This is a genomic window from Bradyrhizobium sp. 31Argb (assembly GCF_043638955.1).
Taxonomy (GTDB): Bacteria; Pseudomonadota; Alphaproteobacteria; order Rhizobiales; family Xanthobacteraceae; genus Bradyrhizobium.
Map to the genome: position 1 here is coordinate 1 of NZ_JBEGDB010000114.1, position 23,638 is coordinate 23,638.

A 23,638-nucleotide genomic window follows, 5' to 3' on the forward strand; every position below is an offset into this window, starting at 1 on the left:
TCGCTAATCCTTCGCCGTCATCAGGCTGGATAGAGGACTTCCACCTCCAAGCTGTCGTTCATACTCGGCACACCGCCGGTGCCGCGACGCGCGGCGGCGCGGTCGACGGCAAGGCGGGACTTCTGCCCGGCCTTGGCGTGCGCGCGCCATCGGGCCAGCGTGCGCGGGGTCACGGACTTGATCTCCTCGGAGATCCAGCCGGCGAGTTCGAGCTGGCCGGTAGCGTAGAGATCGCAGAGCTGCTGGTCGGCACGCTTATGACCGATGCCGGCGTCGCGAGCGATCTTGTCGGCGAGCGCGATCACGGCCAGCCTTGCATCGCGCGCGGTCGCGGCATGGCCCTTGACATTGACGGCGTCCGGTTCGCTGGCGGCCTCGCGCGCAACGCTGGTGGGGATATCGATCGCCTCGATGTGGCTGCCGACATAGGCGGCGCGTGCGGCCGGCGGCATGACATCGATCGGATACTCGGTCGCCTTGGTGCCGGCGCGGCGCTGGCCGGCCCAGCCAGAGCGAGCGGCCAGCAATCGCACGCCGCGCTCGGTGCCCGGCATTTCCGGCAGGCCAGCCATTTCGGATGCGCAGAGGAACATCTTCACTTCCCGCGCTTCCTCTTCGCGTCGACCAGCGCCGCGGTCCCGCCAAACTCGTCGATGATGATTTTCCTGCCGAGCCTGGACGGATTGGCTGCGCCCATGTCGCCAATCGAGCGATGGATCCTGCAGAGCCCGCGTCGGGCCAGCGCCAGCATGGTGCCGTGGCTGTGTACGATCGAGCCGTCATAGCCGGCGGCGATGCGGAAGAGACCGCCGCGGCTGACGATGTCGATCAGTGCGAGCTGCTGCGCGCGCGTGAGGTCCGCATACTTCATCGCGCGGCCCTCCACTGCGTATCCGCATCGTTGATCGCGCGATCGAGCTGGTCGCGGGCTTCCTTCGCAAGCTCGCGCCGCAGCAGCGGCTCGTAGGCGGTGTCGATCGCGACGAAGGCGGTGTCCTGGAGCGCGGCGTTGAGAACGCGGACATCGCCGATGACCGCGACCAGCGCGATCAGCCGGTGCGCGGGGATGTTGTTCCGCTCGTTTGCGGTCGATGTGTACTGATCGAGCATGCCCGGCGTGACGCTCTCGCCGAGATGTTCAGACATCGCCTTCGCGATATCTGCGCGCGACATCGACGCGTTCTTGATCGCCTCGGCGACGGCGCGGGCGATGCGCGCTGCGCAGGTCGCGGCTCGGATCCGATCCGCCGGGAAGCGGTCGACCGGCGTGAGCCCGCCGAAGAGATCGAGTTGGCCGTTGCCCTTCATGTGAGGGCCTCCGGCACGCGCATCGCGACCCAGGCAACTTCGTTGCCGCTGGCGTCGATACGATGGAGGGTGTTGAAGATCTTCGCGACGGTCTGCGCGACGACTTCATCTTCGTAGAGCCTGGCGCGGTCCGGATTGCCCGTGGTGACCGGAGTCATCAGCTCCTGTTCGCCTCGACCTTCGAAGCGGCCGGCGAACAGGCGCGGCTGAACGCCCTGCATGCGGGCAACGGCGAACCTCGTGACGACGCGATCAGACATCGGAGATGTCCTTTTCGATCGCGAGCCACCGAGGCAGCGTCAGCTCATAGCAATCGCCAGACGGCGACGAGCCGAGCCGGAAGGCCTCGTCATAAAGGAAGCTGATCTGATGCCACGTGAGCTGATCGCGCAGCACGATGAAGTAGCGGCTGACCGCGATCACATCGACGCGGATCACGAGATCGTCGCAATAGGCGGGCGCGCCTGCCGTCATTCGCGCCCCCTGTCAAGCTCAGTAATGCTTGAAAAAACTGAGTCGCCGACCAGAGCGGAACCGGCAATGCTGGGGCGCGTAGAGATGCTAGTAAGGAGTTCTCGATGGCCGCGCCGTCCCGACGAAATGACCACCGCCGGCCTGTAATCGATCCGCACACCATCGGCGACACGTTCGCGTCCGGCGTGGACGTCCAGGACCACGAGGACTGGACGCGGCTGAATTGGTGGGTTGACGTCGCCGGCAACGGGAATGGCACCCGACGCAAGGTTGCCTCGATCGTATTGCCCCGATCGGCGCTGCCGACCGTGATGCAGGAGCTGCGCGGCAGCCAAGCGCAAGGCCATGGGCGTGAGACGCGGCGACATTAGCGAAGCCAGCTTCATGCCGCGCGGCCCCCGGCCGAGAAGAGAAGCTGGTCATCCCATTTGAGCTTTCGCTGGATCGCCTCGGCGCGAAGACGCCGAAGATGGCGCAGCGATGGATTTGTAATGCCGGCCTCCCACCGGGAGATCGTGGCCTGGCTTGTCTCCAGGATCTCCGCAAACTCGTCCTGAGTGACGCGGAAGATCTCGCAGCGGATATGGCGGATCGGATTCATATGGATGAAACGCAAGCAATAAAATCCCGGTGTGGATTAGATTGCCATTATCCAAAAATGTATAATTGGGGCATGGAGATTAGCCACGTAATCCAAGCACTTCTGGCTGCCCGGGGCTGGACCCAGGAGCAGTTTGCCGAGGCGCTGCAGACCAAACAGAACAACGTTTCCAGGTGGCTAGCCGGTGTAGAGCCGCGGGGAACGGTGCGCGATCAGATCCTCGCGATGGCCCGCGAATCAGGCGTTCTCGACCCTGAGCCCGGCGGACGTATGATGATCCCGATCATGGGCTACATCGGCGCCGGCGCCGAGATCGACCCCGACTATGAGCAGGTGCCGCCGGATGGATTCGACCAGGTCGAGCTGCCGTTGCAGTTGGAGGAAGAGGTCATCGGCCTGCAGGTGCGTGGGGATTCGATGCTGCCACAATATGCGGATGGTGTTGTCGTCGTTGTCTATCGTCAGCAGACCCGGGCGACGTCCCACCTAGTTGGCGAGCTGGCAGCCGTGCGAACCGTCGACGGGCGTCGCTATCTGAAGATGCTGCTGCCGGGAGCTAAGCCGCACACCTACAATCTCGAGAGCTTCAATGCGAAGCCGATCATTGGGGTCAAGATCGCCTGGGCGAGTGAGATCATCGCGACGATCGCGCCACGCCACGTGCGGCGGAAGTCCAAGAGCAAGGAGCGGAAACCAAGATCGACCGGCGGGCACGAAAGCGCGCCACGGCGCCGGAATTAGCCGCCGGGAACCGGCGACGCCGTAGGAAGCCCACTGAGCGGCCTGGGCCTCAACCCGGTCTTTCCGGAGCGGGAATTTATTTAAACTGAAATTCAACGCCCTGTGGCCCGCCACGGGGCGGTTTTGCCCCATGCCGCCGGTCCCGGTGCCGGCCGGGACGTGAAACGGGATGTTTCACGTGGAAATCTGGGGCCGGACCGGCTGCCGGGCGGCCCCCATATCTTGCGAATTGCGCTGGCGGCTGAGTCCGGCTTTGATCCCGACCCATGGGCACCAAATCCCGCGAGACCATCTATGGCGCGTCGGTCCGCGCTGCCGCTGAACAGGCGGCGGAAGCACGCAAGCAGGCTGACCGGCTGGCCTGCCAAGCCTGGAATAAGCGGATGCTGGCGTTCCAGGGGCCGGCGCAGCCCTCGCCAACGCTCGGCGACTGCCTCAACGCCGGCTATCGCTATCTCGAAGTGAAATGCCTGGGCTGCAACACGCACCAGACGGTCGCGCTCGATATCATCCGCCGGCGCAAGTCGACGCCCATCCACGAGCTGGAGCGTTACATGCGCTGCAAAGACTGCTCCGGGGTCCGCGGCTATCCCTACAAGCGTAGCCATCTGGTGGCGCTGCGACCGAACAAGATCTCCGCCCAGGATCCGCCGTCGACCTGGTGACCGGCCGGAGTGGCAGCTCGCCGTCGAACAACTGATCGAGGCAGCCGAGGGCCGGACCTTCCGCATGTTCGCCCGTATCCGCTGGGGCGCTTTCCGGGTGAGGAGTGGAGATGCCTAGGTGTGCCCGTCCTCGATATGAACCGAGAGTGCAGGGACTGCGGGAAAGCTTTTAAGACGCTAGCGCTCTATTCAATCCCGGCAGCGCGAGCATATAGAAGAGGAGATTCCAAGTGATCGATGCGTATGACATCGCCAAAAGTATGGTGATGTCCTGCCAGCCAAAATCCCGGTGCGGATCAAATCCCGAATAAACCAGGGCACCAAGGGAGACGACTGTTGAGAGAACTGCTAGCGCGTGCGTTGTGAGATTGCAGTAGGCGATCATTCTCGAGGCCCATCTTAGGAATATCCATTGCAGCATCACGCGTTCTTTCTCGCTCTCAAGGTCAGACAGTTTTGCGTCTACTTCCTTGGTTCTGGAGCTCAGGCTGAGCATTCCTCCGGGCGGTATGTCGGTTTTTATCAGGTCGCGGATTCTATCCTTGATCGCTTGCTCGGCCGATGTTTGAGCGGCCGCAATGGTATCCAAAGCATCCCTCAACCGCTCTACGGCGACTTCGCGCAACTCAACGTAATAGAAGAGCGCGCTTAGCGTGAAGGCAATTTCGAAAACCGGCGCAAAGTGTTCGATTCTGTACATGGGTAGCCATCCCTTCCCAGATGGCGGTCGCATGCCTTCAACAAGCATCCGCTCCAGGTCGCTCGCATGCAAGGGCCGTGTTGCGGTGCGTGAGTCTGGACGTGGCCGAAGCTGACCGGTGCCAAGGCTCATGGGGCGGCGGGCGCCTCAGCGCAATATACACCATTGCCTGCTTCTGGCCCATAGCGGCCCCCGTTGCTCTCCTGAAAGGAGTGAGGACGACGCCCCTTGAGAGGCGTAAGATCGACGAGATGAGAGCCACCTAAATCGGAGGTCGAGATGGACGATCGAACCATATTGGCGGAGCTCCAGCGCCATTGGAATGCTTCAGACGCAAACGATTTCGAGGCCGAGCATGACATCTATCGCGAGGATGCCGTGCTCGACTATCCGCAGTCTGGCGAACGCATCCACGGCCGCAGGAACATTCAAGAGAGCCGATTTGTGCAGCCGAACAAAAAGCGCTTCTCCGTTCGGCGGATAGTTGGCGGCGGCGACCTCTGGGTGAGCGAGTTTGTCCTGACCTATGACGGGGTACCGTCCTACGTCGTGAGCATCATGGAGTTTCGTGAGGGATTGGTGGCTCACGAAACGCAGTATTTCGGCGACCGGTTCGACCCCGCACCCTCGCGTGCGCATCTTGTCGAGCGCCCAGGGTAGATCTCCGAAGCGAGTGGGCGCGAAGCCGCTGAGAGAGTGGATAAACCGAATTCCGCTTATGACCGAAAGCTGCCGTGTCACAATCGATGTATTGATTTAAGTCAAACAACCGCACATTGATCACGGGTGTACAGCAGCTGCATTTTGCCGCAGGCTCCTCGCCGCAAGCTCTTTGGAAGGCGGCCTTTGGGCGCGTCCGCTGCATGCGGCAGTCCGAGAGGGTCGGGAATTTCAAACCACGTCCATCCGGGAGGAGCCACTATGAGCATAGGGAATGCTTGGACGTGCGGGCTTACGCTGATCGCTGCGATGACGATGGCGAGCCCGCAAGCAATCGGACAGCAGCAGCAACGGCCCAACATCGTCATGATCATGGGCGACGATATCGGATGGTTCAATATCGGCGTCTACAATCAGGGCATGATGGCTGGTCGAACGCCAAATCTTGACCAGCTCGCGTCAGAGGGCATGCGGTCCACCGACTACTACGCCGAGGCGAGCTGCACGGCAGGCCGCGCCAACTTCATTACTGGCGAGCTGCCGATCCGCACCGGGCTGACCACAGTCGGGCAGGCTGGGTCCCCGATCGGCATGCCGGACGAGGCCCCGACCATTGCCAGCGTGCTGAAATCGATGGGTTACGCCACCGGCCAGTTCGGCAAGAACCATTTGGGCGACAGGAACCAGTTCCTGCCTACGATGCACGGGTTCGATGAGTTCTTCGGCTATCTCTATCACCTCGATGCAATGGAGGACCCCTGTCATCGCAACTACCCGCCTGCCCTGAAAGAGACCGTTGGCCCGCGGCACATGATCCACAGCTTCGCGACTGACGTGGATGATGCCACCGTCCAGCCGCGCTGGGGCAAGACCGGCAAACAGAGGATCGAGGACGCGGGCGAACTGTGTCCCAAACGAATGGAGACTGTGGACGACGAAATCCTCAGCCACGCCCTGGCCTTCATCGACAAGGCCAGAGGCGAGAACAGGCCGTTCTTCGTTTGGCTCAATCCTACGCGCATGCATGTCTTCACGCATCTCTCCGAGAAATACGAGAACATGCGCAACCCCGAGAACGGCTGGTCCATCGAAGAAGCTGGCATGGCGCAACTCGACGACATCGTCGGCTCGGTCATGAAGTACCTGAAGGATAACGGGCTCGAGAACAACACGATCCTCGGCTTCACCACCGACAACGGCGCCGAGAACTTCACTTGGCCGGACGGCGGTCAGACCCCGTTTGCCGGCGCGAAGGGAATGGCGCTCGAGGGCGGCTTCCGTGCGCCGATGATCATCCGCTGGCCGGGCAAGGTGCCGGCCGGCAAGGTGGAGAACAGCATCGTATCCGGCCTCGACTGGTTCCCAACGTTTGTAGCTGCCGCCGGCAATCCGAACATCGTTGAAGAACTCAAGAAAGGCAAACAGGTCGGCGACCGCACCTACAGGGTCCACCTGGACGGTTATGATCAGACGGACCTCATCACCGGCAAAGGCCCCTCGAAGCGCCACGAGATCTTCTATTTCACCGAAGGCAACCTCTCCGCGGTGCGCATCAACGACTTCAAGTACAGACTGACCGATCAGCCGAACGGCTGGTTCGGTTCCACAGTCAAGGTCGATTTTCCAATTTTGATCAACTTGCGCCTCGATCCCTTCGAGCGTACGGGCCTGAACCAATCGCTCGCAGCGATTGAATGGTGGGGCAACGAGTTCTGGCGCTTCGTCTTCCTTCAGCAGAAGATGGGCGAGGAAGCGCAAACCTTCCTTGAGTTCCCGCCAATGCAGAAAGGCGGGAGCTTCAATCTCGCTGCCGTGAAGGAAGAGCTGGATAGGAAAATGGCGGCCCATGCGGCGCAGTAGGGTAGTATTCGCGCGCGGGCTTCTGATCGGGAGCCCGCGCGGTCGTTCCGTCGATTTCTTGCAGGACCAGCGCCGCAGACTTCCCGAGTTACTGGGCGCAGCAATGTCCGTCCATGGCCCATAGCGGCCCCTGTTGCTTTCCTGACCAGACGGTGAGTGGTGTGCCGCACGACCTGGTCGGAAGAACTTGCAGCGGCCATTCCAACCGCTAAGATTTCACTCGGCGTATCGGATCCCCGTCGAGACAACGCATCAGCCACGCGTGAGGCGGGCGGGCTGCATCATCAGTAAAGCGGCGGGGTCTAGTTAGGCACCCTGACAGGTGTCAGGGTTATGAATCTCCATCGACGGGGCCAGTGTGGCCTCATGTCGGGGAAAAAAGCAAATCAATCGATCACGGTGGTTCGCGGCGTCGGCGCCGAGATCGCGCTCAATGCGAGCGGCGGCGTCGCCGAATGGATTATGCTGGTGCCGATCGCGAGCGGCCTAGTCGCCACGATTGATGGCCGTGGGCCGTACCGCATCGCTGATGCGGCGAAACTAGCGCAGGCGAGCCTCAACGCCCATGGCGGGCGCATCCCGATCGACGAAAATCACGCAACTGATCTCGCCGCGCCTAATGGTGGCCCGTCCCCAGCGCGCGGCTGGATCGTCGAGATGCAGGCGCGGCCCGATGGCATCCATGGCCGTGTGGAATGGAGCTCTGCAGGATCGGCGCTGATGAGCGAAAAGGCTTATCGCTTCATCTCGCCAGTGCTGATCCACGACAAGTCCGGCAACGTGCTCGACGTGCCGCGCGTCTCTCTCACCAACACGCCGAACCTGCGCGATATGACCGCGCTCAACTCCACGGAGACTTCTATGGATCTGCTTGCCCAGCTGCGCAAACTCCTCGGTCTTGCCGACGATGCCGACGAAGCGACCGCGATCGACAAGATCAAGAGCCTGAATTCGTCGACCTCGCTGCAGTCGATCGCGAAGGCGGCCGGTCTGAAGGATGATGCGGATGCTGCGACGATCGCGGCAACGGTGACCACGCTAGCGACCGGCGCGAAGGGTAACGGTGCCGAGACGATCGCCGCGCTGCAGAGCGAGGTGAAGGATCTCGGCGAGAGGCTGACGGCCGCGCTGAACACGAGCGCGAGTGACAAGGCGACTGCTTTTGTCGACGGCGCCATCCGTGAAGGCCGCGTCGGCGTGAAGCCGCTGCGTGACCACTACATCTCCATGCACATGGCCGATCCTGCTCGCGTCGAGAAGGAGATCAATGCGATGCCAAAGATTGGCAATAGCGCCATCCTGCCATCGACGCCGCCGGAGGTGAAAGACGGCAAGGTCTCGCTCAATGCCGAGCAGCTTGCCACTGCGAAGTTGCTTGGCATCAAGCCCGACGACTACGCCAAGACGCTCGCATCCGAGATCTCGGCTGATTGATCGCCCACACAGGATCTGAGCGGCCGGGCGCCGCCTACCAACGGAGACGCACATGACTGCACTTGCTGCCGATCGCATGACGCCGAGGCGCGCGGCGACCGACGTCTACCACTACGATGTCAAGGGAGCTGCGAAGATCTATGCCGGCGCGCTCACCGTGCTGAATGCCGGCTACGCGGCGCCCGGCAGCGTTGCAACGGGTCTGGTCGCGGTCGGGCGCGCCGAGCACTACGCCGACAATTCAGCCGGCACCAACGGCGACATCAAGGTCAAGGTGCGTGCCGGCATCTTCCGCTTCGCCAATTCGGCGGCGGCCGATCAGATCACGCGGGCTGAAATCGGCGCCAATTGCTACGTGGTCGACGATCAGACGGTCGCGAAGACGGACGGCAGCGCAGCCCGTTCGGTCGCCGGCAAGGTGGTCGATGTCGATGGTGTCTGGGTCGCGACTGGTCCCGGCGGCGTGATCTGAACGCCGCTTCAATCCTCTTTCAACCAGCGCAGGCTCAACCCTCATGATCGTCAACCGCCAGAACCTCGACAACCTCCGCGTCGGCTTCAAGACGACGTTCCAGAACCAGCTCCAGCAGACTACGACGATGTACCAGCGCATCGCCACCGTGGTGCCGTCGACGAGCAAATCCGAGACCTATGGCTGGCTCGGCAAGATCCCGAACGTTCGCGAATGGCTCGGCGCGCGAGTGGTGCAGAACCTCTCCGAGGCCAGCTACACGCTGAAGAACCGCTCCTTCGAGCTGACGATCGGCGTCGATCGCGAGGATATCGAGGATGACAATCTCGGCATCTACACGCCGATCTTCGCGTCGTTCGGCGAGTCGGTCGCGGCCTGGCCGGATCAGCTTTGCTGGCCGCTGCTGGTCGCCGGCTTCGCCACCAATTGCTATGACGGCCAGTTCTTCTTCGACACCGACCATCCCGTGCTCGATGCCAATGGTGTCCCGCAGTCGGTCGCCAATACCGATGGCGGAGCGGGAACACCGTGGTTCCTGCTTGATACGTCGAAGGTGCTGAAGCCCATCATCTGGCAGCTCCGCAAGGCCGGCGACTTCGTCTCGCTCGATCGGCCCACGGATGACAACGTCTTCAACAAGAAGGAATTCCAGTACGGCTGGGACGGCCGCGGCAACGCCGGCTATGGCCTGTGGCAGTTCGCCTGGGGCTCCAAGCAGACGCTGGATGAAACCCACTACGCCGCCGCGCGCGCCGCGCTGATGGGCATGAAGGGCGACTATGGCCGTCCGCTCAACGTGCTGCAGGGCTCCGTGAAGCCGTTGCTTGTGGTGCCGCCGTCGCTCGAAGCGAACGCCCTCAAGCTGATCAGCGCCGAGAACAACGCGGCCGGCGCCACCAACATCTATCGCGGCACGGCCGAAGTCGTCGTCGTGCCGTGGCTCGCCTGATCGGAGGGCGAGTCCATGAAGAAGCCAAAGCCCACTGATTCCAACGCGGCCGACCAGGCCGACACGGCGTCGGGTCGACAGAGCGGAGAGCGACAGCCCTCTGGCTCGGGCTCGCAGAGCACCCCGGCCGAACCGCGTGCGGCTCCGGCCGGGGTCGCGGCTGAATTCGTCTCGCTGTCGTTTCCGCTGCCGGCGGGCATTCCCGACGAGGCTTTGAATGGCGCTTCAATCGTCGTGAAAGCGAAGTTGGAGCGCGGCCGTCGGCGCGCTGGCCGAGGCTTCACCCGCGAGCAGACCGTGATCCCGTATCCCGATCTCCATGCCGACCAGATCGATGCGCTCGCCGGGGATCCCGAACTCTCGGTGTCGCTGCGGCTGCCCAAGGCGACCTGACCGAATTCGCGCACCGATCCCGCAATCATGCGCAACTGGTTCGGGTCCTGACAACGGTGCGCGATAGACGCCGCGGCGGCTTCCGGACGAGCCGCCGTGGCGTCAGCCAAGTGAAACGACCAACCGGAGGGTCGCATGACCATCATGATTGTTCGCGGCGAGATCGCACGGAGGGCGCGGGTTGACCTGCAGACGCCGGCCGAGGTCGCGATCACCGAAGCGATCGCAGCGGTCGAGAAGCTTGGCGCCGATCCTTCGCTAACCAACGCGGTCGTGTCGCTGATGCGAGCGCGCGGCGATGTCGCCGACTATGTCGATCGCCAACTCACCGAACGATAGGCCCGCCGTGCAACAGCTCGCACCGCATCAGCGCTGGCCGAGGGAAATCGTCGTCGATCACGGCGGTGGCACCGTATCCCTTCTGCAGGATGTTGCCCTGGTCGACGGTAAGAAGATCCGCGCGCGCCGGGCCGGCGACGTGTTCCGCAAGCTAGACCAGGAGCGCGCAACGTGAGCTACGCCTCGCAAGCCGACCTGGTCGAACGCTTCGGCACCGATCTTCTCGTCGATGTCACCGACCGCACGTCGCCGCCCACCGGCGAGATCGATGCCGATGTCGTGACGCGCGCGCTCGAAGACACCGACGCGATGATCGACGGCTATTTGAAGGGCCGTTACAAGCTGCCGCTGTCGTCGACGCCGCCCTTGCTGCGCGACCTCGCGCAGGCGATCGCCGTCTACAAGCTCCATCGCGACACCGTCGCTGACAAGATCCGCACTGACTACACCGATGCGCTGAAGATGCTGGCCTTGATCTCGGCCGGCAGCGTGCGCCTCGACGTCGAGGGCGTGGAACCGGAATCGTCCGGCGCGAGCGGCGTGCGTACCACGGACCGCGAGCGGCCTTTGACGCCCGAGAATATGAAGGGCTTCATCTGATGGTCGGCGTCATGATGAGGCTCACCGAACAGGAAGCCGCGCTGGCGCAGCTCGGCGGGTATATCGCGCGGGCGGAAAATCCCCGCGGCATGTTCGAGAACATCGGCGAGATGTTGATCACCTCGACGCATCACCGCTTCGATCGCGGCGTGTCGCCATCGGGGGGGCCGTGGCCGCCGTCGCTGCGCGTCATCAAGCATGGCGGCAAGACGCTGATCCTCAAGGCGCGGCTCTATCGGTCGCTCACCTACATCGCATCGGCGACCCGGCTCGAATTCGGCACCAACGTCATCTACGCCGCCATCCACCAGTTCGGTGGCCTCATCAAACAGGCCGCGCGCGAAGCCGTGCTGCACTTCAAGACCAACAAGAAGACGGGTGTCAGCCGCTTCGCGAAGCCGCGCAAGGCTGATCGCGCGAGGAAGGCGCAGATCGGCGAGCGAACCATTCACATGCCTGCGCGGCCGTTCATCGGCCTCGACGACGCGGACGATCGCGCGATCGTCAAGATCGGCGAAGACTGGATCGCGGGCGAAGGAGCCGGCCGATGACGCTTGTAGATTTGGTCGCGCAGCGCATCGAGAGCGAAGTGCCGGAACTCGCCGGCGCGATCGAGGGCATTGCAGAGCTTGCCGCCTTGGTGGAGCAAGAGGCGCTGCCACAGCGGGACGTCGCCGCTTTCGTGGTTCCGCTCGGCTTCGACAACCGCGGCGGCGATCAGTCTTCTGTCAACGTCCACATCCAGATTCTTGCCGAAGCGGTCGGCGTTGTCCTCTGCATCAAAGCCCGCGGCGACGTCAAGGCAAGCAAGGCGCTGCCCAAGATCGACGCGCTCGTTCAGAAGGTGATCACCAAGCTCGCCGGCTGGGCGCCGGACGATGCGGTCGGAGTGTTCTACGCGACGCGCGGCCGCCTGATCCCCGGCGGTAAGGGCATCATCCTCTATCAGATCGATTTCGAGCTGATGGACCAACTCAGGATCGTTTCATGAGCGAGCAACGGGAATTGCCGCGCGAGGGCGGCAGCTACATCCGCCAGAAGGACGGCACGCTGCAGCGCGCGGATCAGATCGCCGCGCCGGTGACGGCCGAAACCGCGCCGGCCGAGAAGCCGGCCGCTCGATCGACGGCGAAGAAAGCGAAGGAGTAAGGCAATGGCGACCTCGATCAAGTTCCGCAAGATGGTCATGCTGTCGAAGCTGGAAACGGCCTATGGCACCGATCCGACTCTGACCGGCGCCACCAATGCCATCCTCGCCAAGAACATCACTATCAGTCCGATGGAGGGACAGGATCTCGGCCGCGACCTGATCATCCCTTATCTGGGCAACCAGGGCACGATTCCTTCCGGGCTCTATGCGACCATGCAGTTCGATACCGAACTGGCGGGATCCGGCACCGCCGGCGTCGCGCCGGCCTGGGGGCCGCTGATGCGCGCCGCCGGCTTTGCCGAGGTGCTCACGCCGACCACGTCGGTCGCCTACAATCCGATCTCCGACTTGATCGAGAGCGCCTACATGAAGTTCTGGATGGGTTCGACGCTGCATGCGCTGCGGGGCGCGCGCGGCACCGGAACCGTCACCCAGGATGCGCAGGGCATCCCGATCATCCGCTGGCAGTTCTGGGGCCTCTACGTCGATCCGACCGAAGCGACGCCCGCGGTGCCGACGCTCACCGCGTTCAAGAAGCCGCTCGTGGTGTCGAAGGCGAACACGCCGACCTTCACCGTCAACGCCGTGCCGCTGGTGATGCGCAACTTCAGTCTCGACTTCGCCTGCCAGGTCGAGCCGCGGCTGCTGGTCAACAGCGAGAGCATCGAGCTGGTCGATCGCGCCGAGCGCATCAACATGACCGTCGAAGCCGTGCCGGTCACCACGCTCGATGTCTACGGCCTTGCCAAGGCGCAGACGACTGTTGCGGCCAACATCGTGCACGGCACGGCCGCCGGCAACATCTGCACCATCGTCGCACCGGCCTGCCAGATCCTGCGGCCAACCGGCTACCAGAACAACCAGGGCGTCGCCGAATGGCCGTTGGTGCTGGCACCGCAACCGGTTGTCGGCAACGACCAGTTCACGCTCACGCTCACGTAAACCGCCTTTCAAACCACTTTTCACAAGTCAGGAAGTGAAACCATGAAGATCTCGAAGAAGCGCACCTTCACCCATGACGTGCCGGTGCTCGTGCCAGCCGATGACGGGCACATCGAAGATACGTTGCGCACCACATTCAACTATGTCGACACTGAGCAGGCGCGCATCTTCGATCTCACGACACAGGCGGGCATCGACGGCTTCCTGGAAGCAATCGTCGACAGCTTCCATGATCTGACCGACGACGACGGCCGGGCGATTCCCTATACCGCGGAGCTGCGGGCCGATCTTCTGAACGCGCAGTATGTCCGTCAGGCGCTGCTCGCGCACTATGGGAACGCCGTTACCAAGGTCAAAGTGGGAAACTGAGATGGGCCGCGCGGCAATGGGCGCGCGGAACTCTGTCGGCGGCCCCATCGGAAACCGACGACGACGCCAAGGCGATCGAGGACGGGCGCCGCTTCGGCTTCGATCCGGAGTCGATGGCGGAGCTGATCGAGGCGCTGCGCGATCCCGCGGACGTGGAGGACGGCAACGAAGGCGTCTGGCCGGAGCATGTCGCAATCGTGCAGGCCTTCCTCGCCGTCTGCACGCAATGGCGCACCGCGCCGGCGGGCGGCGGGTTTGCGCCGATGATGCCGATCTGGATCGGGCTCGACTATTCCGCGGTGCGCGTCGGGCTGGAAGCCGAGGGCATCGCCATCACACCGGAGCTGTGGCGCGGCCTCCGCGTCATGGAAGACGAAGCCACGGATGCACTGAACAAGGCTGACTGACGATGCGCGTTTCGCTCGTGATCGATGGCAATGCGGCCGGCGCCCAGAAGGCGGCGCAGGATGCGAGCGCAGCCGTCAAGTCAGTGGCCGCTCAAACCGACGCCGCGGGCAAGGCTGCGCGCGATTCCACGACGTCGTATACCGATCTCGGCAAGAATGCCGAGGCGGCCGCGAAAGAGATCGAGGACGCGCTAAAGCGCGTGGCCGGCTATTCCGGCGAGGCGGCCGCGTCCGCGGGCAAGGCTGCCGGCGCAGCCAACGACAATGTCGCCAAGTCAGCCGGGCTCGCCCGCCACGAACTGGTCAACCTCTCGCGCCAGGTGCAGGACATTGGCGTGTCGCTCGCCTCCGGGCAATCGCTGTTCACGGTGCTGATCCAGCAAGGCACCCAGGTTGGTGACATCTTCGCGAATTCGCAGGGGACGGTTGGAGGCTTCGCCAGACAGATCGCGGGCGTCTTGACGCCGACGCGGCTGCTCGCCGGCGGCATCGTTGGACTCGCCGCCGGCTTTGCGATCGCAACGAGCAGCATCGTGAAGGGCTCGCTCGCGCTCGACGATCTCTCTCGATCGACCGATTTGTCTGTTGGTAAACTGCATCAGCTTCAGCAGGCGACCTCGTTCAAGGGCATCAGCGAGGACGATTTCGCCAAAGGCATCGCCGGCTTTGCCGATAGTGTCTACCAGGCGCAGCGGAATGCCGGCTCGCTCAACGGGCTGATGATTGCCAACGGCAAGAGCGCCAAGGATCTTGAGGGCTATCTTTCCAGCGTCGCCGACCTCGTCGCCCGGTCCAGCAGCGACGTGCAGAAGATGAAGATCCTGCGCGAGGCCGGACTGCCGAGCGATGCCGCCTGGGTCCGCTTCATGGAGCAAGGCGGCGCGGGAATCAGATCGGCGTTAAACGGAGCGGTCGAGTTCAATCAATCGGCCGAGCTCAACCTGATCCGGAAGGCCCGCGAGTTCGACGATGCCTGGAATACCGCGACCACGAAGATGGTCAACTATTTCAAGTCGTCGGTGGTCTCGATCGCGTCGGCGCTCACCGGAATCCAGGTTCCGGATTGGCTGAAGAAGGTGCTCACCACCGGTGCATCCGGCCTGCCGTTCGTCGGTCCGGTTGTCGGAGTTGTTGCCGGCGCGGCCAACGCCATAACAAATCGGGCAGCTGATCAAGGGCAAGCGCTCATTCCCGGTTCGCAGGGTTTGAAGCGTAGCGACTATGATTGGGGAGGCGCAGCTCAATCGAAGACGCGCGAGGAACTCGATCTCGACGATTCGAAGATTCAGCAGCGCGTCTCGTTGCTTGGCCAACTGGCCAGCGTCAATGATCTTGTTCGCGGGAAACAGGCCGAACTCAATATTGCGGGCCGCAACGGCGTTTCGGTTTCCGACGATCAGCGCAAGGCGATTCTGGACCTGGTACGCGCCCAGGCGGAGATGACGCGCGTCGGGCAGCAAGCGTCGGTCGGCATTTTTGACCAGGCCAAGGCGCAGCAGGCGTTTAACGATCAGTTGCAGGCGATGGTCCAGCAGAAGCTGATCGATCCCACCAACAGCGAGCAGATGGCGGCAGCACAGGTTGCGCTCGGCAAAGCGCTGCGGGACACCGCGGATGCAGCGAAGGTTGCCGGCTCGGCGTTTCCGCAGTTTCAGCAGGCGTTGAATGATGCCGGCAATGCCAGCAAGCAGCTCGACGGCTTGCTGGTCGAAGGCATGAACGTCAACCGGACCTTCTTCACCGATATCGCGCAGAACCTGCGTGGCGGCGCCACCGCGTGGGATGCGTTCTCGAAGGCCGGCCTCAATGCGCTTGGCAAGATCTCCGACAAGCTGATCGGGATGGCCGCCGACAAGCTGTTCGCCAATGCATTCGGCGGATCAGCGAGCGGCGGTCTGCTCAGTCTGTTGGGCCTGGGCGGCGGCGCTGGAGTTGGTGCCGCGCAGGCGTCGTCGGCGACCGGCCTTTCGTTGACCGGCCTCGGTGGACTGTTCGATCGCGGCGGCTACACCGGCGCCGGCGGCAAGTATCAGCCGGCCGGCGTCGTCCATCGCGACGAATATGTGTTCGACCAGGAGTCGACACGCGGCCTCGGCGTCGCGTTCCTCGATCGGCTGCGTCGCACCGCCAAGGGTTTCGCGGGCGGCGGCTTTGCCGGCGGCGGCTCGTCCTCGCCGATGACGCCGTTCGCGCCGGCGGCGCCGCAGCCGCTGCAGGTCGATATCGGCGTCACCTTCGATCAGAGCGGCGAATTCAAAGCCTATGTGAAGAGCGTTTCAGCGCAGTCGGCTGGCCAGGTGCTCGGCAGCTATCTCGGCAGCGAGGAGCACGTCCAGCATACCGCCTCCGCCTACAAGCAGGCCAAGCAGAGGACGATGGTCTGATGGCGATCTCCTATCCGCGCAGCGACATCCTCACGCTCACCGGCTTCGTGCCGCCGTTCACCTTCGACATGGCCCCGCGGCAGGAACTCAGCCGGCTCGCCGGCGGCACCACGATCGGCAAGGATTTCGGGCCGGCGCTGTGGGCCGCGACTTACACTACCGAAGATCTGCGCAATGACGTGATGCTTGACTACCAGGCGGTGCTCGCGTCGCTTGACGGTGTCATTCGCACCTTCGAGGCATGGGATCTGCGCCGGCCGGCGCCGCGGCTGTATCCGAGCGGCGTCGGCGCGAATGATGGCAAGCTGCGTTCGGTCGCCGCCAATCAGCGCGCCCTGTCATTGTCGGGCCTCAATGCCGGGCAGACGATTTCGCGGGGCGACTATCTGTCCTTCACTTACGGCACCAACCGCGCGCTGCACCAGGCGATGGAGACGGTGGCCGCCAACGGCAGCGGCGTTACCGCCGAGTTCGAGGTGCGGCCGTTCATCCGTCCCGGCTTTACGCTCGACGCCACCGTCAATCTTAAGGCGCCGCGCGGTCTGTTCACGCTGGTGCCGGGATCCGTCGAGCCGCGGCAGGCAACGGGCAAGCATGGCTCACTCACCTTTCAGGCGGGGCAGTATCTCGAATGAGGGACATATCGCTAGGGAACTTCGCCGCGCTGCAGGCTCGCCGCCTGATCGCGCGCGACTTCGTCCGCTTCGTGGTGCGCCGATGGGACAACGGCGCGCCGGTGCAGGATTGCTATTGGTCCGATATCTACGCGGCCACCGCACAGGTGATCGACCCCGACACCGGCGGCACTACGTCTTATGACTTCGCCGCCGGCGGTTCGCTGCTCTCGATCTCGGATATCGTCCTGGTCTCCGACCTCACCGTGCAGACGGTCAGGATCAAGCTCTCGCAGGTCTCCGGCCGCGTCAACGATCTCGTGCGCGGCTATGATTGTCAGCAGGGCAAGGTGCAGATATGGCGCGGTCTGTTCAACCCGGAGACCATGGCGCTGGCCGCGCCGGCGATGCCGCGCTTCAACGGCTTCATCGACGAAGCGCCGATCACGACGCCACCGGAGAACGATCCGAGCGGTGACGTCACGTTGAGCTGCACGGCGAACACCCAGGAATTGACGCGGGCCAATTCCGACACCTCCAGCGACGCCTCGCAGCGGCTGCGGCTGGCCACCGACAATTTCTTCCAGGATGTTGCGGTGGTCGGATCCTGGGAACAGTTCTGGGGCCGTGAAGGTGGACCGATCCGAACTGCGTCTTTCTGGGACCGCGCCAGGGGGATGTTCAGATGAGGGTCCGCCGCGCAACGCCAGCCGATGCCAATCGCGCCGTGGAGCTGCTGCGCGATTCACACGTCGCTGCCGGATTCGATCGTGCGGATGGGCCGAGCGGATTCGTGGTGCCGTTCGTCGAGGCCTATGCGATGCGGCTGTTCCTCGCCCATGTCACGACGCCGAACATGTTCGCCCTGATACGGGAATCGGCTGGCGTTGACGGCGTGCTGCTCGCGGCTGCCAGCGAGCATCCGTTCGGCCCGGTGATGATCGCGCGCGAGACGGTGTGGTGGATCGACCCGGCACGGCGAGGCCATGGCGGCGCCGCGCTCCAGATGCTGACAGCCTATGAGCTGTGGGCAGAGAGTATCGGCTGCGCCTTCGCCGGCATGGCGGGCATGGGCGAAGATCCTGACGTCGCACAGCTCTACCTGCGGCGCGGCTATCGGCCGGCCGAGAAGCACTTCTTGAAGGCGCTTTGAACCATGGCGATTTTCACCGCACTTGCAGGAACATTACTCGCCGGCACCTTTCTCGCCGGCAGCGCCATCGCGACCACCTTGGTTGCGGCGGGGCTGGCGATCGCCGCCGAGATCGGCGTCTCCTATGCGCTCAAGGCGATCGCCGGCAATGCGAACCAGCTGGCGAACCAAACCGACAGCTTCGGCGTGCAGCTCAAGCTGCAGGCCGGCGGCGCGGTGCCGCGGCATTTTCCGCTGGGCCGCAGCAGCACCGCGGGCCAGCTCGTCTATGCCAACTATCACGGCGGCTGGTCCGGCTCTCCCAACGCGTTCCTGACCCAGGTCATCAAACTTTCCGATCTGCCGCGCTGCCGGCTGGTTGGCATCTTTGTCAACGGCGTGCGCTGCACGATCCCCGGCGGCGAGCTGGCGGGCGTCGGCCAGACCGTCGCGATTCCGGAATTCTTTAAGGATCGGGACCCGAACTATCCCGGCAGCACAGCCGACCATCTCTGGGTGACGTACTACGACGGCACACAGACCACCGCCGATCCGTATCTGGTGTCCGACGTATCGTCGGTCGATCGTCCCTACGAATCGACGCGCGTCGGCAAGGGCTGCGCCTATGTGATCGTCCGCGCGCTCTCGAACAACAATCTCTGGACTTCCGCGCCGCAGTGCCTGTTCGAAACGTCCTCGATTCCGCTCTATGACCCTTCGAAGGATTCGACGGCCGGCGGCAACGGCCCGCAACGCCATTCCGACCCGTCGACCTGGGGCGGCGACAGCGACGATCTCACAGCCGTACAGATCTACAACATTCTGCGCGGCATCTATTACGAGGGCACGTGGGTCTACGGCCTTCAGAACATGACGTCGGCGCGGCTTCCGTCGTCGAATTGGCCTGTCCAGATTCAGAAGTGCCGCGACGCGATCAACGGCGCGAACGGTCCCGAGCCAACCTATCGGTCCGGCGGCCAGATCAACGTCGACACCCAGCCGATGAACGCCATCAAGACGTATCTGATGGCGTGCCAGGGGCGCATCGCCGAGATCGCTGGCTTCTTCAAGATCCACCTCGGCGAACCCGACAGCCCGGTGTTCTCCTTCACCGATGCGGACATCGTGTCGATCGAGCCGCAGGTTTATCGTCCGTTCCAGACGTTGTTCTCCAGCGTCAACGGAATCCAGGCGCGATATCCCGATCCCGATCAGGCCTGGGCGTATGTGCCTGCACCGGCCTATTATCGCACCGACCTCGAGGTGCGCGCCGGTAACCGCCGGCTGATGGCGACGCCGCAGTTCGATGTGGTGCCATATCCGGGACAGGCGCAACGGCTGCAGAAATCCGCGATCCTCGAAGGCCAGCGCGCGCGCTCGCACACGCTGGTGATGCCGCCGGCGTTCTGGATCTATGAGCCGGGCGACGTCGGCGCGTGGACGTCGGAGCGCAATGGCTACGACGCGAAGCTGTTCCGGATCGATGGTGCGGTCGACAAGGCCAATCTCGACGCCGGCATGACGATCACCGAGGTCGATCCTTCCGACTTCCATTGGGACCCGGGCGAATACAACCCCGTCACCGGTGGACCGACGATCAATCCGCGGCCGGCTCCGCAGGGCGTCGTCGACTGGTTTGCCGAGGGCACGAGCCTGTTTGACGCCGATGCGATCGCGCGCCGGCCGGCGATCCGACTCGCCTGGAACGGTGATCAGGCCGACGTCTCCGGCATCCAGTACGAGATCAGGCTCAAGGCGGATAACTCACCCGTCACGCGGGGTGGCACGGAAGAGCTGCGCGCCGGAGCGATCATCGTGCAGCAAGGTATCCTTCCGAACACACTGTACCAGGCGCGCGGCCGGTATATCCCAAGCTCGCCGCGGGATACGCTGTGGTCAGACTGGCTCGATGCGAAGACGCCAGATGTGCGATTGTCGATGCGGGACTTCGACGATGCCTTGCGCGCCATGATCAACAGCGTCGAACAGTTCAAGGCCGAGGAGATCAAGGCCGCGATGAATCTGATCGCGGGCGCACTCGCGAACGTGGCCGCGACGGGATGGCTCGACAAGCGCGAACTGCGCAGCGAGCTTTCGGCCACTGCCGGCGGCGCCAATGCCAAGATCGCTATTCTGCAGCAGGCAATGGTCGATGCGAACCAGGCGTTCGCGAACTTTCAGACCGAGGTCACGGCCGACTTCGGCGAAGTGCACGCGTCGGTCACCGAGCAGGCCTCGGCTATCGCGACACTGAACGGACAGGCCGCGGCACAGTGGGCCGTGACAGTCGACGTCAATGGCAACGTCGTCGGCATCAACCTGATCAATGGCGGCTCCGGCACGTCGGAGTTTTCGGTGGTCGTAGACAAATTCGTCGCGGCTTTTCCCGGTGTTCCCGGCGGTGCTCGCGTGCCTGTCTTCACGATCGCCAATGTCGGCGGAGTCCCGAAGATTGTGTTTCGCGGTGATATGTACGGCGACGGGTCGATCACCGTGCCGAAGCTCAACGTTGCGTTCCTAAGTGCGATCAGCGCGAACCTCGGCAATATCATCGCGGGCACGTTGGGGAGCGCCAGCGGAAGGTATCTGCTCGATCTCGACAACGAGCGGGAGCTGATCAGTGACTAACCGTAGCCTCAGAGGCGCGTTCGGCGACGGGACCTTTGGGGTGAGGTTTTCGCGTCCGGGCTATGATGTGTGGACCGAGCCGTTTGGCTCGCCGAATATCTCCTTCGACACGCGGATATCGGACATCGGCACCGTGGTCGCCAGCGGGCTGATCCTTTGCGGCGGCGGCCCGGTGCTGTTTCCGACGATGAACTACGTCCCGATCGTCAAGATCTTCCGCTGGAACGGCTCAACGCTGGAGGACCAGGTCTATTTCAGGGCCGTCTCACATCGTTGGTTGCCGGCGATCGCAATCGTCACGCCGAGTGCGATCGAGGTGGTCGCCTACACCATTCCATGGGTGCCCACGACGAACTACTTCAATCCGAACGGCAGCTATTACCTCTACTACGTGTTCGCTTCAGGCTGATCATGGGCATCTGGCGGGCACAGTTCATTAAGCGCAACGGCGTCTACGGTTGCTGGGTCTCCAAGCCCAACTTCGATGTCACCACGGCTGCGCCCGGTGACTTTCTGGTCGATACGTCGTCGCAAGTGTTTCAGTGCATCGCTAAGGGCGACACCCTGATCTTGACGGAGGGACAGGGCACGATCGGGGCCGGCACTTATAGCGCCAGCGTCGCGCTGCCGGCGGCGTTTGCGGGCTTCTCCAACATCGCGATGATCGCGACCTACTACATGGTGAGCAACAGCGGCCAGTTCTTCTCGACGCAGAACATTGCCAACACCTATCTTACCTTCAACATCGTCAGCGGCGTCTTGAGGCTCTTTGTCACCTTCCGCAGCAACGGCGGCACCGGCACGCCGAGCGTATCGTTTGATCACCGCGCGGCCTGGACGATCTACCGGAGCCAATTCTGATGGCGAACATACCTCGCTCGCTGCGCGGCAAAAACGACGCAGGCCAGATCGGATGGTGGATATCGAAGCCGGGCTTCAATGTCCGGTTCGCCAACATCATGCAGATGGCGTTCTCATCGGACTTCATCCATCCGAAGCTGGTGATCAAAGGCTCGGCGGTCAACAATCCGACCACGGCCGTCGCACCGTTCGGCTCCGGCGTCGCTCCCGGTGCAGAACAGACGGTCACGACGATCTTCTACGGACGGACCGTGTCGCCGATCCCGGCTGCCTATGGCATCGCCACCGCATCGGATTGGACGGTGCCGCTCGCGGCCGGAGGCTCGCAACTCGGATATCTCGCGAACCGTTGGCATAGCTACATCCTTGAGACTCCGGACAACAACACCGTGGTCGGCGAGTACCCGGGGCCGCAGATCCAGAAGACAACGGCCAGCCAAGCCGGAGCGGTCAGTCTCAACTGGCACTCGGCGCGCTTCGTGATCGTGCCCTACACCGATCGCATAGAGATCATCACGAACTGCCGTTCAACCGTCACCGTCAAATATCTCGTGCTGGAGAACCAATAGATGTTCGTTGTCTACGACCAGGATGGAAAGATCACATCGAGCATCGCAGGGCCTGGGCTGGAGTACGGAATCGAAGTCCTCGACGCCCAGGGGAAGTCATGGCTGTTCCTCGCCGGGGTCACCTCGCTGGATCCAGTCGTCAACTATGTCGACGTCGCCGCGGCGGCAGCTCGGACCAATCGCTACGTGCCGAAAGACGCGATCGCCGATGTCGTGAAGGCGAACCGGCCGATCGCGCTCGTCGCGAGCAAAAGCGAGATCGTGGCTGACGGCATCGATGCAGCGACGATTTCCGGCATCCCGGCCGGCGCGGCGGTGACCATCGTCTGCAACGGGTTGGAGCTGGCGAGCGCCGTGATCGACGACGGAAATATCGAACTCACCGCGATCTCGGCCGGCGTCTATCACGTGCTGGTCTCGCGGCCGACGTTCAACCCTGCAAGCATTGAGGTGATGGCATCATGAGGATGAATCTCGACTACATGTCGGACCGGCGCGTCGCATTGAAGGCGGAGGTCAATGCCGCCTTCAACGCAGCGGCGCAGTCGCATGTGGCGATGGCGCACGCACAGAAGCGCACCTGGGCCGAGACGCAGGATGGACGGCTGCAGCCGGAGGCCGACTTACGCGGCATCAGCGTCGCCGAACTCGCAGCGCTGATCCTGTCCAAGCCGAACGATCTCGCCGAGCGCGAGCTGCAGCGCCAGAGGATCATGATGAACATCGACGCCGCGGCGACGTCGGCCGAGCTGGACGCCATCAAGGGACCATTCGTGTGACCGCACTCTCCAGCTATTCTCTCGGCAAGGTGTCTGTCGCCAACGGCGACACCGTCATCGTCGGCAGCGAAGGCGCGGACTGGAGCGACGGAAATGCCAAGGCCGGCGATATCATCATCGTCGACGGACTTCTGCCCGTCGAGATCAGGGATGTCACCGACGCCACGCATCTGGCGCTGTGGGCGCCGTGGAGCGGCGGCAGCAAGGCCGCGGTCGACTACGTCATCATCCAGAAGGCGCCGACCCGTTTTGTCGGCACCGACGCGATGGCCGACGTGTTGCGGATGATCTCGTACCTCAAGATCAAGGGCCTATTCATCATCGTCGGCCCCAACGATGAAGGGCCGGATCGGTCGCTCGGCGAGGAAGATCAGTTCGCGCTGCAGCCTGCGACCGGAAGGCAGTGGCAAAAGACCGCCGGAGAATGGGTTTTCAAAGGCGTCTTCAAGGGCATCAATCCCAGGGGCGAATGGGACGCTGACGCCGACTACGGAGTGGCTGACGCCGTCTCGAAGGATGGCGCGTCGTACCTGTCCGTCGTCAGATAATTTGAGACAGATCAAGCTTTTCGAGAAGGGAGGCTCTGGCTCATCAGGGGTTAGAGTTT

At 63.3% G+C, this 23,638-nt stretch carries 36 protein-coding genes; 29 read left to right on the top strand and 7 right to left on the bottom strand.

Annotation, left to right across the window (positions count from 1 at the left end):
- Positions 1 to 20 precede the first annotated feature (20 nt).
- From AAFX91_RS21750 to AAFX91_RS21770, 5 genes are read right to left on the bottom strand one after another with little or no spacing between them, the layout of a single operon-like run.
- On the bottom strand, positions 21 to 593 hold the full coding sequence (locus AAFX91_RS21750) for a DNA-binding protein (RefSeq protein WP_394567825.1): 573 nt from the start codon (positions 591 to 593) through the stop codon (positions 21 to 23).
- Between the two features lie 2 nt (positions 594 to 595).
- Positions 596 to 871, bottom strand: a complete 276-nt coding sequence (locus tag AAFX91_RS21755; protein WP_394567826.1) for a hypothetical protein — start codon at positions 869 to 871, stop codon at positions 596 to 598.
- Positions 868 to 1,308 carry a hypothetical protein gene (locus AAFX91_RS21760; RefSeq protein WP_394567827.1) on the bottom strand — a complete coding sequence of 147 codons (441 nt, stop codon included), beginning with the start codon at positions 1,306 to 1,308 and terminating at the stop codon, positions 868 to 870. Before AAFX91_RS21760 ends, AAFX91_RS21755 begins: the two co-directional genes overlap by 4 nt.
- Complete coding sequence (locus AAFX91_RS21765; RefSeq protein WP_394567828.1) at positions 1,305 to 1,568, bottom strand: hypothetical protein; 264 nt, start codon at positions 1,566 to 1,568, stop codon at positions 1,305 to 1,307. The genes AAFX91_RS21760 and AAFX91_RS21765 overlap by 4 nt, the downstream gene beginning before the upstream one ends.
- Positions 1,561 to 1,782 (bottom strand): hypothetical protein, encoded by a 222-nt coding sequence (locus tag AAFX91_RS21770; protein WP_394567829.1) that lies wholly within the window; start codon positions 1,780 to 1,782, stop codon positions 1,561 to 1,563. Before AAFX91_RS21770 ends, AAFX91_RS21765 begins: the two co-directional genes overlap by 8 nt.
- A 104-nt stretch (positions 1,783 to 1,886) precedes the next feature.
- On the opposite strand from AAFX91_RS21770, the gene AAFX91_RS21775 reads away from it, so the two are divergent.
- A complete protein-coding gene (locus AAFX91_RS21775) occupies positions 1,887 to 2,153 on the top strand; it encodes a hypothetical protein (protein WP_394567830.1) in 267 nt (88 codons plus the stop codon).
- Between the two features lie 11 nt (positions 2,154 to 2,164).
- Here AAFX91_RS21775 and AAFX91_RS21780 read toward each other — a convergent pair whose 3' ends face one another.
- The gene (locus AAFX91_RS21780; protein WP_394567831.1) at positions 2,165 to 2,398 is read right to left on the bottom strand and encodes a helix-turn-helix transcriptional regulator; all 234 of its coding nucleotides are present in this window, start codon (positions 2,396 to 2,398) and stop codon (positions 2,165 to 2,167) included.
- Between AAFX91_RS21780 and AAFX91_RS21785 the strand changes: the two genes are divergently transcribed.
- A complete protein-coding gene (locus AAFX91_RS21785) occupies positions 2,384 to 3,124 on the top strand; it encodes a LexA family protein (protein ID WP_394567832.1) in 741 nt (246 codons plus the stop codon). The genes AAFX91_RS21780 and AAFX91_RS21785 overlap by 15 nt on opposite strands.
- A 266-nt stretch (positions 3,125 to 3,390) precedes the next feature.
- Entirely contained in the window at positions 3,391 to 3,789 is a 399-nt protein-coding gene (locus tag AAFX91_RS21790) for a hypothetical protein (protein WP_394567833.1), read from the top strand.
- Between the two features lie 169 nt (positions 3,790 to 3,958).
- On the opposite strand, the gene AAFX91_RS21795 is transcribed toward AAFX91_RS21790, so the two are convergent.
- Positions 3,959 to 4,489 carry a hypothetical protein gene (locus tag AAFX91_RS21795; RefSeq protein WP_394567834.1) on the bottom strand — a complete coding sequence of 177 codons (531 nt, stop codon included), beginning with the start codon at positions 4,487 to 4,489 and terminating at the stop codon, positions 3,959 to 3,961.
- A 279-nt stretch (positions 4,490 to 4,768) separates the two neighbouring features.
- Between AAFX91_RS21795 and AAFX91_RS21800 the strand changes: the two genes are divergently transcribed.
- The 26 genes from AAFX91_RS21800 to AAFX91_RS21925 all read left to right on the top strand — a co-directional run bounded on the left by AAFX91_RS21800 (position 4,769) and on the right by AAFX91_RS21925 (position 23,579).
- The gene (locus tag AAFX91_RS21800) at positions 4,769 to 5,149 is read left to right on the top strand and encodes a nuclear transport factor 2 family protein (protein ID WP_394567835.1); all 381 of its coding nucleotides are present in this window, start codon (positions 4,769 to 4,771) and stop codon (positions 5,147 to 5,149) included.
- A gap of 261 nt (positions 5,150 to 5,410) precedes the next feature.
- Entirely contained in the window at positions 5,411 to 7,009 is a 1,599-nt protein-coding gene (locus tag AAFX91_RS21805) for an arylsulfatase (protein WP_394567836.1), read from the top strand.
- 366 nt (positions 7,010 to 7,375) lie between these two features.
- On the top strand, positions 7,376 to 8,443 hold the full coding sequence (locus tag AAFX91_RS21810) for a phage protease (protein WP_394567837.1): 1,068 nt from the start codon (positions 7,376 to 7,378) through the stop codon (positions 8,441 to 8,443).
- A 52-nt stretch (positions 8,444 to 8,495) separates the two neighbouring features.
- Positions 8,496 to 8,915, top strand: coding sequence for a hypothetical protein (locus tag AAFX91_RS21815; protein WP_394567839.1), 420 nt, complete (start codon positions 8,496 to 8,498; stop codon positions 8,913 to 8,915).
- A gap of 43 nt (positions 8,916 to 8,958) precedes the next feature.
- Complete coding sequence (locus tag AAFX91_RS21820) at positions 8,959 to 9,864, top strand: Mu-like prophage major head subunit gpT family protein (RefSeq protein ID WP_394567840.1); 906 nt, start codon at positions 8,959 to 8,961, stop codon at positions 9,862 to 9,864.
- 15 nt (positions 9,865 to 9,879) lie between these two features.
- The gene (locus tag AAFX91_RS21825; RefSeq protein WP_394567841.1) at positions 9,880 to 10,257 is read left to right on the top strand and encodes a hypothetical protein; all 378 of its coding nucleotides are present in this window, start codon (positions 9,880 to 9,882) and stop codon (positions 10,255 to 10,257) included.
- 135 nt (positions 10,258 to 10,392) lie between these two features.
- Positions 10,393 to 10,596 (top strand): hypothetical protein, encoded by a 204-nt coding sequence (locus tag AAFX91_RS21830; protein WP_394567842.1) that lies wholly within the window; start codon positions 10,393 to 10,395, stop codon positions 10,594 to 10,596.
- Positions 10,597 to 10,603: 7 nt separating this feature from the next.
- Positions 10,604 to 10,771, top strand: a complete 168-nt coding sequence (locus AAFX91_RS21835) for a hypothetical protein (RefSeq protein ID WP_394567843.1) — start codon at positions 10,604 to 10,606, stop codon at positions 10,769 to 10,771.
- Positions 10,768 to 11,196: a gp436 family protein gene (locus tag AAFX91_RS21840; RefSeq protein WP_394567845.1), complete on the top strand. Its 429-nt coding sequence runs from the start codon at positions 10,768 to 10,770 to the stop codon at positions 11,194 to 11,196. Before AAFX91_RS21835 ends, AAFX91_RS21840 begins: the two co-directional genes overlap by 4 nt.
- A gap of 14 nt (positions 11,197 to 11,210) precedes the next feature.
- Positions 11,211 to 11,747, top strand: coding sequence for a phage virion morphogenesis protein (locus tag AAFX91_RS21845; protein ID WP_394567846.1), 537 nt, complete (start codon positions 11,211 to 11,213; stop codon positions 11,745 to 11,747).
- Positions 11,744 to 12,187, top strand: a complete 444-nt coding sequence (locus AAFX91_RS21850) for a hypothetical protein (protein ID WP_394567847.1) — start codon at positions 11,744 to 11,746, stop codon at positions 12,185 to 12,187. The genes AAFX91_RS21845 and AAFX91_RS21850 overlap by 4 nt, the downstream gene beginning before the upstream one ends.
- Positions 12,184 to 12,345, top strand: a complete 162-nt coding sequence (locus tag AAFX91_RS21855) for a hypothetical protein (protein ID WP_394567848.1) — start codon at positions 12,184 to 12,186, stop codon at positions 12,343 to 12,345. Before AAFX91_RS21850 ends, AAFX91_RS21855 begins: the two co-directional genes overlap by 4 nt.
- Before the next feature lie 4 nt (positions 12,346 to 12,349).
- On the top strand, positions 12,350 to 13,288 hold the full coding sequence (locus tag AAFX91_RS21860; protein ID WP_394567849.1) for a phage tail tube protein: 939 nt from the start codon (positions 12,350 to 12,352) through the stop codon (positions 13,286 to 13,288).
- A gap of 42 nt (positions 13,289 to 13,330) precedes the next feature.
- Complete coding sequence (locus AAFX91_RS21865; protein ID WP_394567850.1) at positions 13,331 to 13,657, top strand: hypothetical protein; 327 nt, start codon at positions 13,331 to 13,333, stop codon at positions 13,655 to 13,657.
- A gap of 113 nt (positions 13,658 to 13,770) precedes the next feature.
- Positions 13,771 to 14,064, top strand: coding sequence for a DUF1799 domain-containing protein (locus AAFX91_RS21870; protein WP_394567852.1), 294 nt, complete (start codon positions 13,771 to 13,773; stop codon positions 14,062 to 14,064).
- A 2-nt stretch (positions 14,065 to 14,066) separates the two neighbouring features.
- Positions 14,067 to 16,448 (top strand): phage tail length tape measure family protein, encoded by a 2,382-nt coding sequence (locus AAFX91_RS21875; protein WP_394567853.1) that lies wholly within the window; start codon positions 14,067 to 14,069, stop codon positions 16,446 to 16,448.
- On the top strand, positions 16,448 to 17,083 hold the full coding sequence (locus tag AAFX91_RS21880) for a hypothetical protein (protein WP_394567854.1): 636 nt from the start codon (positions 16,448 to 16,450) through the stop codon (positions 17,081 to 17,083). Before AAFX91_RS21875 ends, AAFX91_RS21880 begins: the two co-directional genes overlap by 1 nt.
- A complete protein-coding gene (locus tag AAFX91_RS21885) occupies positions 17,080 to 17,751 on the top strand; it encodes a hypothetical protein (RefSeq protein WP_394567855.1) in 672 nt (223 codons plus the stop codon). Before AAFX91_RS21880 ends, AAFX91_RS21885 begins: the two co-directional genes overlap by 4 nt.
- Positions 17,748 to 18,215 carry a GNAT family N-acetyltransferase gene (locus AAFX91_RS21890; RefSeq protein ID WP_394567856.1) on the top strand — a complete coding sequence of 156 codons (468 nt, stop codon included), beginning with the start codon at positions 17,748 to 17,750 and terminating at the stop codon, positions 18,213 to 18,215. Before AAFX91_RS21885 ends, AAFX91_RS21890 begins: the two co-directional genes overlap by 4 nt.
- Before the next feature lie 3 nt (positions 18,216 to 18,218).
- Positions 18,219 to 20,822, top strand: coding sequence for a phage tail protein (locus tag AAFX91_RS21895; RefSeq protein ID WP_394567857.1), 2,604 nt, complete (start codon positions 18,219 to 18,221; stop codon positions 20,820 to 20,822).
- Positions 20,815 to 21,231 carry a hypothetical protein gene (locus tag AAFX91_RS21900; RefSeq protein WP_394567858.1) on the top strand — a complete coding sequence of 139 codons (417 nt, stop codon included), beginning with the start codon at positions 20,815 to 20,817 and terminating at the stop codon, positions 21,229 to 21,231. Before AAFX91_RS21895 ends, AAFX91_RS21900 begins: the two co-directional genes overlap by 8 nt.
- 2 nt (positions 21,232 to 21,233) lie before the next feature.
- Positions 21,234 to 21,683 (top strand): hypothetical protein, encoded by a 450-nt coding sequence (locus AAFX91_RS21905; protein WP_394567859.1) that lies wholly within the window; start codon positions 21,234 to 21,236, stop codon positions 21,681 to 21,683.
- A complete protein-coding gene (locus AAFX91_RS21910; RefSeq protein WP_394567861.1) occupies positions 21,683 to 22,252 on the top strand; it encodes a hypothetical protein in 570 nt (189 codons plus the stop codon). The genes AAFX91_RS21905 and AAFX91_RS21910 overlap by 1 nt, the downstream gene beginning before the upstream one ends.
- Positions 22,253 to 22,717: a hypothetical protein gene (locus AAFX91_RS21915; protein ID WP_394567862.1), complete on the top strand. Its 465-nt coding sequence runs from the start codon at positions 22,253 to 22,255 to the stop codon at positions 22,715 to 22,717. It begins immediately after the preceding gene.
- Complete coding sequence (locus tag AAFX91_RS21920) at positions 22,714 to 23,031, top strand: hypothetical protein (RefSeq protein WP_394567863.1); 318 nt, start codon at positions 22,714 to 22,716, stop codon at positions 23,029 to 23,031. Before AAFX91_RS21915 ends, AAFX91_RS21920 begins: the two co-directional genes overlap by 4 nt.
- The gene (locus AAFX91_RS21925; protein ID WP_394567865.1) at positions 23,028 to 23,579 is read left to right on the top strand and encodes a hypothetical protein; all 552 of its coding nucleotides are present in this window, start codon (positions 23,028 to 23,030) and stop codon (positions 23,577 to 23,579) included. The genes AAFX91_RS21920 and AAFX91_RS21925 overlap by 4 nt, the downstream gene beginning before the upstream one ends.
- Positions 23,580 to 23,638: the final 59 nt, after the last annotated feature.